At 72.6% G+C, this 14218-nt stretch carries 11 protein-coding genes; 5 read left to right on the top strand and 6 right to left on the bottom strand.

Going from position 1 to position 14218, the window contains the following annotated elements; all coding sequences use genetic code 11:
- Window positions 1-33: 33 nt before the first annotated feature.
- A complete protein-coding gene (lepA, locus tag AOM09_RS10915) occupies window positions 34-1887 on the bottom strand; it encodes a translation elongation factor 4 (protein WP_228375127.1) in 1854 nt (617 codons plus the stop codon).
- Between the two features lie 168 nt (window positions 1888-2055).
- Between lepA and AOM09_RS10920 the strand changes: the two genes are divergently transcribed.
- The 4 genes from AOM09_RS10920 to AOM09_RS10935 all read left to right on the top strand — a co-directional run bounded on the left by AOM09_RS10920 (window position 2056) and on the right by AOM09_RS10935 (window position 5345).
- Window positions 2056-3714, top strand: coding sequence for a putative bifunctional diguanylate cyclase/phosphodiesterase (locus AOM09_RS10920; protein ID WP_062388215.1), 1659 nt, complete (start codon window positions 2056-2058; stop codon window positions 3712-3714).
- 23 nt (window positions 3715-3737) lie between these two features.
- Complete coding sequence (locus AOM09_RS10925) at window positions 3738-4238, top strand: type II toxin-antitoxin system PemK/MazF family toxin (protein WP_439644979.1); 501 nt, start codon at window positions 3738-3740, stop codon at window positions 4236-4238.
- Between the two features lie 77 nt (window positions 4239-4315).
- Entirely contained in the window at window positions 4316-4576 is a 261-nt protein-coding gene (gene rpsT / locus AOM09_RS10930) for a 30S ribosomal protein S20 (protein ID WP_042212820.1), read from the top strand.
- Between the two features lie 85 nt (window positions 4577-4661).
- On the top strand, window positions 4662-5345 hold the full coding sequence (locus AOM09_RS10935; RefSeq protein WP_062388218.1) for an EAL domain-containing protein: 684 nt from the start codon (window positions 4662-4664) through the stop codon (window positions 5343-5345).
- Window positions 5346-5354: 9 nt separating this feature from the next.
- On the opposite strand, the gene holA is transcribed toward AOM09_RS10935, so the two are convergent.
- The 5 genes from holA to leuS form a co-directional block, all read right to left on the bottom strand.
- Window positions 5355-6356 (bottom strand): DNA polymerase III subunit delta, encoded by a 1002-nt coding sequence (gene holA / locus AOM09_RS10940; RefSeq protein ID WP_062388636.1) that lies wholly within the window; start codon window positions 6354-6356, stop codon window positions 5355-5357.
- Between the two features lie 5 nt (window positions 6357-6361).
- Window positions 6362-8638 carry a ComEC/Rec2 family competence protein gene (locus AOM09_RS10945; protein ID WP_062388220.1) on the bottom strand — a complete coding sequence of 759 codons (2277 nt, stop codon included), beginning with the start codon at window positions 8636-8638 and terminating at the stop codon, window positions 6362-6364.
- The gene (locus AOM09_RS15570) at window positions 8635-9345 is read right to left on the bottom strand and encodes a ComEA family DNA-binding protein (protein WP_062388223.1); all 711 of its coding nucleotides are present in this window, start codon (window positions 9343-9345) and stop codon (window positions 8635-8637) included. The genes AOM09_RS10945 and AOM09_RS15570 overlap by 4 nt, the downstream gene beginning before the upstream one ends.
- 104 nt (window positions 9346-9449) lie before the next feature.
- Window positions 9450-10298 (bottom strand): DegV family protein, encoded by an 849-nt coding sequence (locus AOM09_RS10955; RefSeq protein WP_062388225.1) that lies wholly within the window; start codon window positions 10296-10298, stop codon window positions 9450-9452.
- A gap of 154 nt (window positions 10299-10452) precedes the next feature.
- Entirely contained in the window at window positions 10453-12954 is a 2502-nt protein-coding gene (gene leuS / locus AOM09_RS10960) for a leucine--tRNA ligase (protein ID WP_062388228.1), read from the bottom strand.
- A gap of 181 nt (window positions 12955-13135) precedes the next feature.
- Between leuS and AOM09_RS10965 the strand changes: the two genes are divergently transcribed.
- On the top strand, window positions 13136-14164 hold the full coding sequence (locus AOM09_RS10965; RefSeq protein ID WP_062388231.1) for a CAP domain-containing protein: 1029 nt from the start codon (window positions 13136-13138) through the stop codon (window positions 14162-14164).
- The last annotated feature ends 54 nt before the right edge of the window (window positions 14165-14218 follow it).

The following is a 14218-nucleotide window of genomic DNA, read 5'->3' on the forward strand; positions in this document are numbered from 1 at the left end:
TCGGGGGAATCCGTCGCGTCGGACGGAGGCACGCTACTTCTTCTTGCCCTTGTCAGAGCCGTCGTCGGACGTGGACAGCGCGGCGATGAAGGCCTCGGGCGGCACCTCGACCGAGCCGATGTTCTTCATGCGCTTCTTGCCCGCCTTCTGCTTCTCGAGCAGCTTGCGCTTGCGCGAGATGTCGCCGCCGTAGCACTTGGCGAGCACGTCCTTGCGGATCGCGCGGATGGTCTCGCGCGCGATGATGCGCGAGCCCACGGCGGCCTGGATGGGCACCTCGAACTGCTGGCGGTCGATGAGGTCCTTGAGCTTGCCGACCATCGACAGGCCGTACGAGTAGGCCTTGTCCTTGTGGACGACGGCGCTGAACGCGTCGACCTGCTCCCCCTGGAGCAGGATGTCGACCTTCACCAGGTCGGCCGCCTGGTCGCCCGCGGGCTCGTAGTCGAGCGAGCCGTAGCCGCGGGTGCGGGACTTGAGCTGGTCGAAGAAGTCGAAGACCACCTCGGCGAGGGGCAGCGTGTAGTGCATCTCGACGCGCGTGTCCGACAGGTAGTTCATGGTGCCCATGACTCCGCGGCGCTCCTGGCACAGCTCCATGACGGTGCCGATGAACTCGCTCGGCACCAGGATCGAGGCCTTCACCACGGGCTCGCGGACCTCGCGGATCTTGCCTCCCGGGAACTCGGATGGGTTGGTCACGGTGTGGACCTTGCCGTCCTCCATCTCGACCTCGTAGACCACGTTCGGCGCGGTCGAGATGAGATCGATGCCGAACTCGCGCTCGAGGCGGTCGCGCACGATCTCGAGGTGGAGCAGGCCAAGGTAGCCGCAGCGGAAGCCGAAGCCGAGGGCCACGGAGCTCTCGGGCTCGTAGACCAGCGACGCGTCGTTGAGCTGGAGCTTGTCGAGCGCGTCGCGCAGGATCGGGAAGTCCGAGCCGTCGAGCGGGAACAGGCCCGAGTAGACCATCGGCTTGGGGTCGCGGTAGCCGCCGAGCGACGACTCGGCGCGACGCGCGGCCGCCGTCACGGTGTCGCCCACCTTGGACTGGCGCACGTCCTTCACGCCGGTGATGAGGTAGCCCACCTCGCCCACGCCCAGGCCCTTCGTGGGCACCGGCTCGGGGCTGATGACGCCGATCTCCAGCAGGTCGTGCGTCGCGAGCGTCGACATCATCGCGATCTTCTCGCGCGGCTTGAGCGAGCCGTCCACCACGCGGACGTAGGTGACCACGCCGCGGTACGTGTCGTAGACCGAGTCGAAGATCATCGCGCGCGTGGGCGCATCGGCGTCGCCCACGGGGGCGGGGATGTCCCGCACCACGCGGTCGAGCAGCTCGGGCACGCCGGCGCCCGTCTTGCCCGAGACGCGCAGCACGTCGTCCACGTCGCACCCGATGAGCTGCGCGAGCTCCGCGGCGTAGCGGTCCGGGTCCGCCGAGGGCAGGTCGATCTTGTTGAGCACCGGGATGATGGTGAGGTCGTTCTCCATCGCGAGGTACAGGTTCGCGAGGGTCTGCGCCTCGATGCCCTGCGCCGCGTCGACCAGCAGGATCGCACCCTCGCATGCGGCGAGCGAGCGCGACACCTCGTAGGTGAAGTCCACGTGGCCGGGGGTGTCGATCATGTTGAGGGCGTGCGGGGCGCCGTCGACGGACCAGGGCATGCGCACGGCCTGCGACTTGATGGTGATGCCGCGCTCGCGCTCGATGTCCATGCGGTCGAGGTACTGCGCCTTCATCTGACGCGCCTCGACCACGCCCGTGAGCTGGAGCATGCGGTCCGCGAGGGTCGACTTGCCGTGGTCGATGTGCGCGATGATGCAGAAGTTGCGGATGAGCGCCGGATCGGTCGAGGCGGGCTCGATGCGGGGATCTGCAGACACGGTGATGACGGTTCCTCGGTTCGGACGGAAGGGTGCGGGCCATTGTCCCACGAAGCGGACGGCGGTCGCGGCGCGGGACCGATGCTTCAGTAAACGCGCGGATTGCCGATACTGAGGGCAGACCGGGCCATCGCGGCACCGGTCCCGAGGCGTGCGAGGGGGGTGGCGATGTCCGAGTCCGAGCTGTTCCGGCCCGCCTTCGACGGCTCGCCCATCGGCATGATCGTCCTCGGCGCCGACGGAGCCCTCCTCGACGTCAACGGCGCGTTCGCGCGCATCGTCGGGCGCACGGTGGCGGCGCTGCGGACCTATCGCCTGCGGGACCTCACCCACCCGGATGACATCCCCCGCGACGAGGAGCTGCGCTGGCAGCTCGACAACGGGGAGCTGCCGTACTTCCAGGCGCAGACCAGGCTGCTGCACCGCAACGGCGACGCCGTGTGGACCCGCATGACCGTGTCGCCCGTCGTGAGCGAGGACGGCGAGCAGCGCTACCTCGCGCACGTCGAGGACATCACCGAGATCCGCCGGGCCAAGGACCTCCTCGAGCGTCGCGCGCTCTACGACCACCTCACCGGCCTCGCGAACCGCACGCTCCTGCTCGACCGCCTCGAGGCGGCGCTCGAGGCCCGCCGCACGGACGCCCACACGGTCGCGTGCGTGTTCCTCGACGTCGACCACTTCAAGGTGGTCAACGACTCCCTGGGCCACGAGTCCGGCGACGCGCTGCTCCAGGAGATCGCCCGTCGCATCAAGGGCGCCGTCCGTCCCGGTGACACCGTCGCGCGGCTCGGCGGCGACGAGTTCGTGGTGATCCTCGAGTCGATCCCCACGCAGGCGGCGGCCGAGGCCTTCCTCACCGTGCTGGCGGCCGACATCCAGGTGCCCTTCACGCTCGGCGGCCACGAGGTGGTGCCGACCGTCAGCGTCGGGCTCGCCCTCGCGGAGCCCGAGATCACCGCCGAGAGCCTGGTCCGCAACGCCGACACGGCGATGTACGCCGCGAAGCAGCGGGGCCGCGCGCGCGTCGAGGTCTTCACCAGCGAGCTGCGCTCCCACGCCCTGAACAAGCTCTCGATCGAGGCGGAGCTGCGCACCGCGATCCGCGAGGGCGAGCTGGTGGTGCACTACCAGCCGATCGTGCGCCTCGACACCGCCGAGGTGGTCGCGTACGAGGCGCTGGTGCGCTGGAACCATCCCAACCGCGGGCTCCTGCTCCCCGACGAGTTCATCGAGATCTGCGAGGAGGCGAACCTCGTCGTCCCCCTCGGCGCCTTCGTCATCACCGAGGCCTGCGAGTTCATCGCGGCCCACCCCGAGTTCACCGGGCGTGTGTTCGTCAACGTCTCGACGCGCCAGATCGGCTCCGCGGACCTCACACGCGTGGTCACGGCGGCGCTCGACTCGACCGGCATCGACCCCGCGCGGCTCGGCCTCGAGATCACCGAGTCGGGCATGCTCATCGCGACGCAGGCGGCGCGCTCCGACCTCGACGGGCTCACCGCGCTGGGCATCGACCTCATCATCGACGACTTCGGCACGGGCTACTCCGCCCTCAGCTCGGTGCTCCTCAACCCCGTCTCGGGGATCAAGCTCGCGCGCGAGTTCACGCTGCGCCTGGGCGACCGCGGCACCGGCGACCGCATCTCGACCACCGTCGCGACGCTCACCCGCAGCCTCAAGATGTCGGGCGTCATCGAGGGCGTCGAGTCGGAGGCGCAGCGCGCGATCGCGCGCGACCACGGCTGGCAGCTGGGCCAGGGCTTCCTGTTCGGCCACGCCCGTCCGGCGGACGAGCTCGACCTCGGCGCCGTCGCGCAGGCCTGACCGCGCCCGGTACCGTCGACAGGGTGAGCTCCCTGATCAACCTGATCCGGCGCATCGTCCGCGCCGTCCGCTCCACGCCGCACCCGTCGACCGCTCGTCCGGCCCCGCCCGCCGGATCCCGCTACCCGGGCGACTTCGAGGGGCGCCCGCGCGTGAGCTACTCCCCGACCCGCGGCGGCGACCCCGAGCCGGGCGAGATCGTGTGGACCTGGGTGCCCTTCGAGGAGGATCACACGCAGGGCAAGGACCGGCCCGTGCTGCTCATCGGGCGCGACGGCCGCTGGCTGCTCGCGCTCATGCTCACGAGCAAGGACCACGACCTCGACGCGGCCCAGGAAGCGCGCTGGGGCCGCTACTGGATGGACATCGGCTCCGGGCCGTGGGATGCTCGGGGGCGGCCGAGCGAGGTCCGTCTCGACCGCATCGTGCGCGTCGACCCCGCCGGGGTGCGCCGCGAGGGCGCCATCCTCGACCGGGGAACCTTCGACAAGGTCGCCGGTTCGCTCAAGGACCGCCATTCCTGATATGCTGTCCGTTCGTGTGTGAGCGCGCCTGCTCGCGCCCCACCCATAAGTTTTCACCTGAATGTAGAAGGATCGCTGTGGCTAACATCAAGTCGAAGATCAAGCGCATCGGCACCAACGAGAAGTCGCGCCTGCGCAACGTTGCCGTGAAGTCGGAGCTCAAGACCAACGTGCGCAAGGTGCGCGAGGCCATCGCCGCCGGCGACAAGGCCACCGCCGAGACCGCCCTCAAGACCGCCTCCGTCAAGCTCGACAAGGCCGTGTCGAAGGGTGTCATCCACAAGAACCAGGCCGCGAACCGCAAGTCGGCGCTGGCCAAGCAGGTCGCCGCTCTCTAAGCGACCTCGCACACCTACGCCCCGTATCGCTTCGGCGATCCGGGGCGTTCGTGCTTTTTCGGCAGTTGTCGATAGTCTCTGCTTCGTGAACCATCAGGTGCGTCCCCGGCTGTGGCACCCGCCGCACCTCGTGGCGGACGCGACGCGCGTGCTGGTCGCCCGTCAGGGCATCTTCACGCGCGACGGCGAGGCGCACGGGCACGAGCTGCTGTACCGCGCCGAGGGTCACGGCGGCCTCGCGATCGACCGATGGAGCGCCGCCGACCAGGACCGCGCGACCGAGCACGTGCTCGCCGCGACGTTCTGGCGCGACCCCGACATCACGTCTCCCCTGCCGGCCTTCGTCAACTTCACCGGCAGCTACCTGCTCACCCGCGAGGTGGAGCGCGACTGCGATGCGCGACGCGTGGTGGTCGAGATCGTCGAGTCGACGGACGCGACCGAGGCCGTGGTCGACCGCGTCGCGGCGCTCAAGCGGCGCGGCTTCCGCATCGCGCTCGACGACTTCATCGGGACGGCCTCGCAGCAGCGGCTCCTTCCCCTCGCGGACTACGTCAAGATCGACTGGCGGGACCTCGTGATGCTCGGTCCCGGCCTCGTGGGCGCCGCGCGCGCCCACGGCGCTCTGCTCGTGGCCGAGCGGGTCGAGGATCAGGAGATCCTTGACGACTGCGCGCGCCTGGGCTTCGACCTGTACCAGGGATGGCGCTTCGAGCCGGCCGTCACGCTCGACCGCGGCGCGTGCGACGAGCAGGCCGCCGTCGCCTGACGGTCGCGGCTAGCGTCCCGGCTGCGCGAGCTCGGCGACCGTACGCACCGCCCGTTCGAGGGCGAAGCCGGGAGCGCGCGAGGCGCCCTTGATCTCCGCATCGGCCCGAGCGACCGCCTGGACGGCCTCGGCGAGCGAGTCCGCATCCCAGCGGCGCAGGTCGCGACGCGCCCGCTCCTCCTGCCAGGGCTGGATCCCGAGCTCTCTCAGGGTCACCCCGCGGCCGCGCGCCGCACCCACCTTGATGAGCGTGCGCAGCTTCGACGCGAGCGCCGCGACCAGCGGGACCGGGTCCGTGCCCGTCGACACGGCATGCCTGACGAGCGCGATCGCATCGGCCGTGCGGCCCGCGATCGCCGCGTCCGCGACGGCGAAGCCCGTGGCGTTCACGCGCGTGCCGTAGTAACGCGCCACCGCCGCCTCGTCGAGCGGGCCGTCGACGTCGCTCGCGAGCTGGGCGCAGGCGGCGGCGATCTCGGCGACGTCCTCGCCGATCGCGTCGACCAGCGCGCGCACCGCGCGTGCCTGGGCGGGCCGGCCCGCCCGCTCGAACTCACCGGTGGCGAAGTCCACCAGCTCGGCGTCCTTCTTGATCGCGGGGCACGTGTACTCGGGCACGCCGCCCTTGCGCAGGGTGTCGAGCAGCTTCTTGCCGCGCACCCCTCCCCCGTGCTGGAGGACCACCACGCACTCCGGATCCGGGCGCTCGACGTACGCGAGCGCGTCCTGGAGGAAGTCGTCGTTCATCGACTCGAGCGCCTCGACCACGACCAGCCCGGGCTCCCCGAACAGCGACGGGCTGGTCGCTCCGGCGAGCCCGCCCTTCGCGTAGGCGGCGGCGTCGAGCCTCGTCACCTCGATGTCGCCCTTGGCGCGCATCGCCGCCGAGATCCGCTCGACGGCACGGGCCGCGAGCAGCTTCTCGGGCCCCGCGACCAGGACCACGGGCGCCGGGGAGGCGCGGTACCACGTCGCCTGAGGTGCCTGTCGCGATGTCTGCCGAGCTGCCATGCGCACTAGCGTCCCACGGCGCTCCGACAGGGCCTGACCAGCACGGGCGCACCGTCCCTCGTACCCAGCACCACGTCCCCGCACAGGTCGGTACGCAGGACCACGGCGCCCGCACCGCCGTAGAGCGCGAGCGCCTCCGGCGCCGGGTGCCCGTAGTCGTTCCCCGCGCCGACGGACACGAGCGCGACGGCGGCGCCGATCTCGCGGATGAGCGCCGCGTCCTGAGCCGCCGATCCGTGGTGCGCGACCTTCGCCACCGTGGTCCCTGCGAGATCCGCCGCGCGCGCGAGGCGTGCCTGGCCCCCGACCTCGAGGTCCCCGAGGGCGATCAGCGTGAGCCCGTCCACCGTCACGCGGAGCGCGGTGGACGAGTCGTTGACGTCGGTGCCATCGCGGGTGCGCGGCGCTGGACCGGTCTGCAGCACCTCCACCGTCAGGCCGCCCAGCGCCTCGGATGCCCCGGCGACGGGCGCCTCGGCGTGGAGGCCGGCCACGGCCGCGACTGTCGCGTCGGACGGCGCGGGCGGCAGCCACACCCGGCCGATGTCGACCTCCGCCCGCACCGCCGCGAGCCCGCCGGTGTGGTCCGCGTGCTCGTGGGACAGCACGAGCAGGTCGACGCGCGTCACCCCGAGCCGCGCGAGGCACGCGGCGGCGGCGTCGCCGCCCGGCCCGACGTCGACCATGAGCATGGCGCCGCGCGACCGCACCACGAGCGCATCGCCCTGGCCCACGTCGCACGCCACGATCGACCAGCCGTCGACGGCGCCTCCCCACGGCTCGGGCAGCCATCGCGGCGGCGCGTGCAGCAGCAGCCCGGCGACCATCGCGAGGCCCAGCGACAGGCCCCACCACATGCCTCGCGACCGCGCGAGGCCGACCGTCGCGAGCAGGAGCGCACACCCGAGGAGCAGGCCCCGCGTCCCGACGGCGGACGATGCGTCCCCTCCCGGCGCGCGAGCGAACGCGCGCGCGGCGAGGACGACCGGCCAGGCGCACCACGCCGCCGCCCCCGCCAACGCGGCGGCGAGCCCGGGCAGCGGCGCGGCGACCACGAGCGCCGAGACGCCGAGCAGCGTGACCGGCACCGCGAACGGGGTCGCCACGGCGTTGGCGGCCACCGCCCACGGCCCGACCGAGCCGTCGATCAGCGCGAGCACCGGCAGGCACGCGGCTTGGGCCGCGAGCGTGACCGCGGCGGCGTCCGCCACGGGCGCGGCGAACCGTCGGCGCAGGCGTGACGAGAGGGCCGGCGCGAGCTGCGTGATCGCGACCACCGCCGCGACGGACAACGCCAGCCCGGCATCGCGCGCGAGCTCCGGGCGCAGGACGATGAGCACTACGACGACCGCGCACAGCGCGGGCATGGACTGCCCGCGCCGCCCCGCCACCAGCGCACCCGCGGCGATCGCCGCCATGGCGAGAGCGCGCAGCACGGAGCCGCCCCCGCTCACGGTGACCGCGAGCGCCCCGCATGCGGTCACCGTGGCCGCGGCGACCACCCACGGCGACGCGCGCGCGCGACGCAGCGCCCCTCCCAGAGCGGCCGCGAGGATCGCGAAATGCGCGCCCGAGACCGCGGTGAGGTGCGCGAGCCCGCTGGTCCGGAGCTGCTCGACCAGGGTGGCCGGCATGGCCGACGTGTCGCCGAGCACCATGCCCGCGACCACCCCCGTCGTCGCGCCGTCCACGCCCGCGAGCACCCGCAGGAACGCGGCACGCGCACCCTCCGTCCCGGCCCGCCACCCTGCGGGAGGCGACACCTCGACCAGGCCTCCGTCGAGCAGCGCGTCCGCGGTGCCCCGGGACGCGGCGGTGAGCACGCCGCGTGCGACCGCGTCGCCCCCGCGGGGCGGCGCGTCGGAGGCGGGCACGATCACCACCACCACGCCTCGCCCGCCGGCCCAGGCCCGCCCGGGCGGCCGCCACGCGGAGGCATCGACGCGCACCGCGGTCCTGGCCTCCGCGGCGTCGCCCTCGAGGGTGCGCACCTCGGCGACCCGACCCGCGACCTCCACGGCGTGGCCCGCGCTCGCATCGATCCAGGCGCGCGACCCGACCGCGGCATGGGCCGTGAGCGCGGCCGCCGTCCCCGCGACGGCGCCGAGCGCCGCGAGCGGGAGCGCCGCGCGGGTGCCCGGTGCCAGCGCGAGCACGCCCGCGATCAGCCACGCCACCGACGCGCAGGCCCATGCGGCTCCACCGCCCCACACGATCAGGCTGCTCGCCCACGCGGCGACGGCGGCGGGCGCGAGGCGGAGGTCGCCCCAGCCCCGGATCACGCCGTGGCCAGGCCCGCGAGGCCCTCGATGAGCGCGGGGCCGACGCCCGACACACGTGACAGGTCGTCGACGGCGAGGAAGGGGCCGTGCGCCTCGCGATCAGCGATGATGCGCGCCGCGAGCACGGGCCCGATCCCCGGCAGGGTCTCGAGCGCGACGGCGTCCGCGGAGTTGAGGTTGACGGGCGCCCCGGTCGCCGCACCCGCGGGGGCCGCTCCCGCGGACGCGCCGCCCCCGGCTTCCAGCACGATGAGGTGCTCGCCGTCGACGATGCCGCGCGCGAGGTTCACCGAGGCCTCGTCGGCGCCCTCCGTCAGCCCGCCGGCCGCCTCGATCGCATCGACCACCCGGCCGTCGGCCGGCACCGTCACCAGGCCCGGCTCGACCACCGCGCCGCTCACGTGGACCACCGCGAGCGCGGGCGCGGCCGGCGTCGCGGGCGGCGCGGACATCGAAGCCGCCGCGGTGGGCGACGCGCCCGCCTCTCCCACGAGCGGCGTGACGGGCGCCTCTCGAAGCCCCCACCACGCGACGGCACCGAGCACCGCGACGGTCGCCGCCGCGGTGGCCGCGGTCCTGGCATCGAGCCGCCAGCGGGTCCGCCTCGGCTCGGGCGGCTCCGCGCCGTGGCCCGCGGCGTACGCGGTGACGGCGGCGCGGCGCACCCCGTCGGTCCAGCGTGCGCGCACGTCCTCGGAGGGGTCCATGCCGGCACGCTACGGCCGGATCCGTGGCCGCCCGCCGATGGTCGCCAGCGCCTGGGGACAGCCGGGCGACCTCACCGGTCCGGGCACCACGCCCGCGGCTGGGATCAGCCCTGGAGGTCCGCCACCACCGCCGAGAGCGTCCCCGGGCCGGCATGCACGCCCAGCACAGCGCTCACGTCACCGAGGACCACCGGCCCGACGCCGGGGTGACGCGCCTCGATCTCCCGCGCCACGCTCTCCCCCGCATCGTCCGCCCCGACGCCCATGACCGCGACCACGGGATGCGCGCACCGTTCCACCGCCTCGTCCACCGTCGCGTGGAGCTGCGCGCGCGCCCGTCCGAGGCTGCGCGCGCGGGACGCGACGATCACCTCGCCGTCGACCACCTCGAGGACCGGTCGGATGCCCAGCACGCGCCCCACGGCGGCGACGGCCGGGCCGATGCGCCCTCCGCGCCGCAGGTGGTCGAGCGACTCCACATAGAAGACGCAGCGCGCCGTCGCAGCGACCGTGCGCGCGGCGTCGGCCACGCGGTCGATCGGCGCACCCGCGTGCGCCGCCTGGGCGGCCGCGATCGCGGCGAAGCCCTGCGCCATCGCGACCGTCCGGGTGTCGACCACCTCGACGCGCACGGTCGAGCGTGCCGCCGCGGCCCGGGCGGCCTCGCACGTGCCCGACAGCATGCTCGAGAGGGAGAGGATCACGATGCCCTCCGCGCCCGCGTCGACCGCGGCGGCGATCGCGGCGTCGAAGGCCGCGGGCGTGGGCTGGGACGTGGACACCTCGTCCCCGGCGCGCAGCAGCGCGACCACCTGGTCGGGGCCGATGCCGCGCCCCTCGGCCCACGATTCGCCGCCGGCCGTGACCTGGAGCGGGACCACGCCGATCCCCCAGCGTCCCGCGAGCGCGGGAGGGAGGGATGCGGCGGAGTCGACGATGACTGCGACGGTCATGGCGTCACCTTAGCGACCCGGAAGCGGAACACGGTGCTGGGAGGCGAGGCGCGCGGACACGGCGTCCGGATTGTCCCCGGATGCGCCGGCGCAGTTCCGCACACGACGGCGCCCGGCCCCCGACGACGGGACCGGGCGCCGCGGCGGGTACGGATCAGGCGGTGACGATGTTCACCAGTCGCGGCGCCTTCACGATGACGGTGCGGATGCCCGCCTCGCCGATCGCGCGCTTGGCTCCGTCGGTCGCGAGCGCAAGCTCGCGCAGCTCGTCCTGGCCGATGCCGGGCGCCACCTCGAGGCGGTCGCGCACCTTGCCCATGACCTGGACGATGCAGGTCACGGTGTCCTCGACCAGCAGCGACTCGTCGACGGCCGGGTAGGTCGCCAGCGCCACGTCCGAGTGGCCGAGCATCGACCACATGTCCTCGGCCGCGTAGGGCGCGAAGAGGCTCAGCAGGATCGAGACGACCTCGGCCGCCTCGCGCACGGCGGGGTCGGCAGGACCCGCGCCCGAGTCGATGACCTTGCGGGTCGCGTTCACCAGCTCCATGGCGCGCGCGACCACCACGTTGAACTTGAAGCCCTCGACCAGGTCCTGCGCGTCGTGCAGCGTGCGGTGCGTGAGCGCGCGCAGCGCCGCGTCGCCGGAGGCCGGATCGACGCCCGGGGTGGAGGAGACGTCGCGCGCGAGGCGCCACGCCCGGGCGAGGAACTTCGCGGAACCGGCGGGCGACACGTCGGCCCAGTCGATGTCGTCCTCCGGCGGGCCCGCGAAGGCCATGGTGAGGCGGACGGCGTCGACGCCGAACTCGTCGAGCTGCTCCGACAGGCGCACCAGGTTCCCGCGGGACTTCGACATCGCGGAGCCGTCCATGAGCACCATGCCCTGGTTGAGCAGTGCCGTGAAGGGCTCGCCGAAGTCGAGCATGCCCATATCCCTCAGCGCCTTGGTGAAGAAGCGCGCGTAGAGGAGGTGCAGGATCGCGTGCGTGACGCCGCCGACGTACTGGTCGATGGGCGCCCAGCGCTTCGCATCCTCGACGTTGAACGGGCCGTCGGTCTTGGCCGGGTCGAGGTAGCGCAGGAAGTACCAGGACGAATCCACGAAGGTGTCCATCGTGTCGGTGTCGCGCAAGGCCGCGCCGCCGCACGACGGGCACGTCGTGTTGACCCAGTCCGTCGCCGCCGCGAGCGGCGACTGGCCCTTCGGCTTGAGATCGAGCCCCTCCGCGTCGGGCAGCTTCACCGGCAGCTGGTCGTCGGGCACCGGGACCTCGCCGCAGGCCTCGCAGTGGATGATCGGGATGGGCGTGCCCCAGTAGCGCTGGCGGGAGATCAGCCAGTCGCGCAGACGGTAGTTGGTCGCGGCGTCGCCGGTGCCGGCAGCGGACAGCTCCGCGACGATGGCGGCGATCGCCTCGGTCTTCGCGAGGCCGTCGAGCGAGCCCGAGTTGACGAGCACGCCATCGCCCGTGGCGGCCACACCCGTCTCGACCGGGTCGCCGAAGGGCTCGCCGTTCTCGTCCTTGCAGTCCAGCACGACGCGGACGGGCAGGTCCATCGCGCGGGCGAAGTCGAGGTCGCGCTGGTCGTGCGCGGGCACGGCCATGATCGCGCCGTGACCGTAGTCCGCGAGGACGTAGTCGGAGGCCCAGATGGGCAGGCGCTCGCCGTTGACGGGGTTCACGCCGTAGCGCTGCAGGAACACACCCGTCTTGGGACGGTCGGTGGCGAGGCGGTCGATCTCGTTCTCGCCCTTGACCTTCTCGACATAGGCGTCGAACGATGCGCGGGTCGCCTCGTCCGCGCCGGTCGCCAGCTCGGCGGCGAGGTCGGAGTCCGCCGCGACCACCATGAAGGTCGCGCCGTGCAGCGTGTCGGGGCGGGTCGTGTAGATCGTGATGGGCTCGTCGCGGCCCTCGATGTCGAAGGTCACGTCGGCGCCCCTCGAGCGGCCGATCCAGTTGCGCTGCATCGCGATGACCTTGTCGGGCCAGCTGCCGCGCAGGGTCTCCAGTCCGTCGAGCAGCTCGTCGGCATACTCCGTGACCTTGAAGTACCACTGGTTGAGCTTCTTCTTGGTGACAGGGGTGTCGCAGCGCTCGCACAGGCCGTTCACCACCTGCTCGTTCGCGAGCACGGTCTGGTCCGTGGGGCACCAGTTGACGTTCGAGTGCTTGCGGTACGCGAGGCCGCGCTCGAACATGCGCGTGAAGATCCACTGGTTCCAGCGGTAGTAGTCGGGACGGTGCGTCATGAGCACGCGGTCCCAGTCGAACGAGCACGCGTAGCGCTTCATCGAGGTGAGCTGCTGCGCGATGTTGTCCTCGGTCCAGCCGGCCGGGTCCACGCCACGCTTGATCGCCGCGTTCTCCGCAGGCAGGCCGAACGAGTCCCAGCCGATCGGGTGGAGGACGTTGAAGCCCTTCTGCACCCAGTGGCGCGAGATGACGTCGCCCAGCGCGTACGCCTCGGCGTGACCCATGTGAAGGTCGCCGGAGGGGTACGGGAACATGTCGAGCACGTACTTGGTGGGGCGCGCATCGTCCTCGCGGCCCGAGCGGAAGGGCTGGCGCTCCTCCCACACGGGGAGCCAGCGGTCCTCGATGGCGCGGAAGTCGTAGCGGGCTGCCTCGGTCTCAAACGTCTCGGTCACCCGAGGATTCTAGCCGCGCGCGTGCGGCTACCACGCAGGACGGTGCGCGAGAGCGCTCTCCCCGCCGCCGTGTGACTTGTGTCACGTTCCGCAGACGCGCCGCTTGATCCATGGGAGAAATGTGCCGATATCCCCCATAAGTGGGGGCACCGTGTCCCCGATGCCGCAGGAGGTTCCACCGATGCGACAGCTCTGGTCGATCAGCGCGCGCCGAGTCGCGCCCCTCGCCGTCCTCTCGATGATCCTGGGTGCCGTCACCCTCGCCGCCGGCAGCGCGCCGGCTGCGGACGCCGCCGGCGATCCGGTCTCGGCGCTGCTCAAGCGCACCAACGCGCACCGCGCCGACGAGGGCCTGCGCCCGCTCGACCTGCAGACGGGCATCACCGACGTCTCCCAGGACTGGAGCGAGGAGATGCGCGCCGCGAAGGACCTCGAGCACAACCCCAAGTTCGCGACCGAGATCCCCTCCACCGCCGACCGCGCCGCGGAGAACGTGGGCATGGCGTGCGGCTACGGGTCCGCGGCGGACAACGCCGCCGCCGTCATGGCCGCATGGCTGAAGTCCTCGGGGCACGAGGCGAACATCACCGGCGGGTACTCGGACATCGGCATCGGCGTCGCCTACGACAAGTCCAACGACTGCGTGTGGGCCACCCAGAACTTCGCGCACTACAGCGACTTCACGGCGACCCCCAAGCCCACGCTCTCCGGCAAGAAGAAGGTCGGCTCGGTGCTCACGGCCAAGTCGGGCTCGTGGAGCCCGACGCCCAGCACCGTCACGTACCGCTGGCTCCGCGACGGCAAGCGCATCGACGGCGCCGGCGGCCGGACCTACCGCGTGACCAAGGCGGACCGCGGCCACACCATCACGGTCAAGGTGATCGCGAAGCGGTCGGGCTACCTCACGAAGGCGCGCACGAGCGCGGGGATCGCGATCCCCAAGGCCTTCACCTCCGCGCCGACCCCGACGCTCTCGGGCACCGCGAAGGTCGGGTCGAAGCTCACCGCCACGGCGGGCACCTGGAGCCCGACGCCCGCCACGCTCAAGTACCGGTGGTTCCGCGACGGGAACAAGATCTCCGATGCGACCTCGCGCGGCTACACGCTGCGCAAGGCGGACAAGGGCCACGTCATCAAGGTCAAGGTCATCGTCGAGCGCAAGGGCTACTACACGACCACGCGCACGAGCTCCGGCAAGTCGGTCTCCTAGCGCGAAGCGGGCGCCGCCCGCCCCTCCCTCCGCGCGCGTCCCGTGGCACCATGG

The sequence above is a fragment of the Demequina iriomotensis genome (assembly GCF_000971395.1).
GTDB lineage: Bacteria > Actinomycetota > Actinomycetes > Actinomycetales > Demequinaceae > Demequina > Demequina iriomotensis.

What these genes read in the sequence shown, in the direction of transcription:
- AOM09_RS10920 (WP_062388215.1), top strand. Translation starts at nt 2,056, where the DNA reads ATGTCCGAGTCCGAGCTGTTCCGGCCCGCCTTCGACGGCTCGCCCATC.
- holA (WP_062388636.1), bottom strand. Translation starts at nt 6,356, where the DNA reads ATGGCAGCTCGGCAGACATCGCGACAGGCACCTCAGGCGACGTGGTAC.
- AOM09_RS15570 (WP_062388223.1), bottom strand. Translation starts at nt 9,345, where the DNA reads ATGGACCCCTCCGAGGACGTGCGCGCACGCTGGACCGACGGGGTGCGC.
- AOM09_RS10955 (WP_062388225.1), bottom strand. Translation starts at nt 10,298, where the DNA reads ATGACCGTCGCAGTCATCGTCGACTCCGCCGCATCCCTCCCTCCCGCG.
- AOM09_RS10965 (WP_062388231.1), top strand. Translation starts at nt 13,136, where the DNA reads ATGCGACAGCTCTGGTCGATCAGCGCGCGCCGAGTCGCGCCCCTCGCC.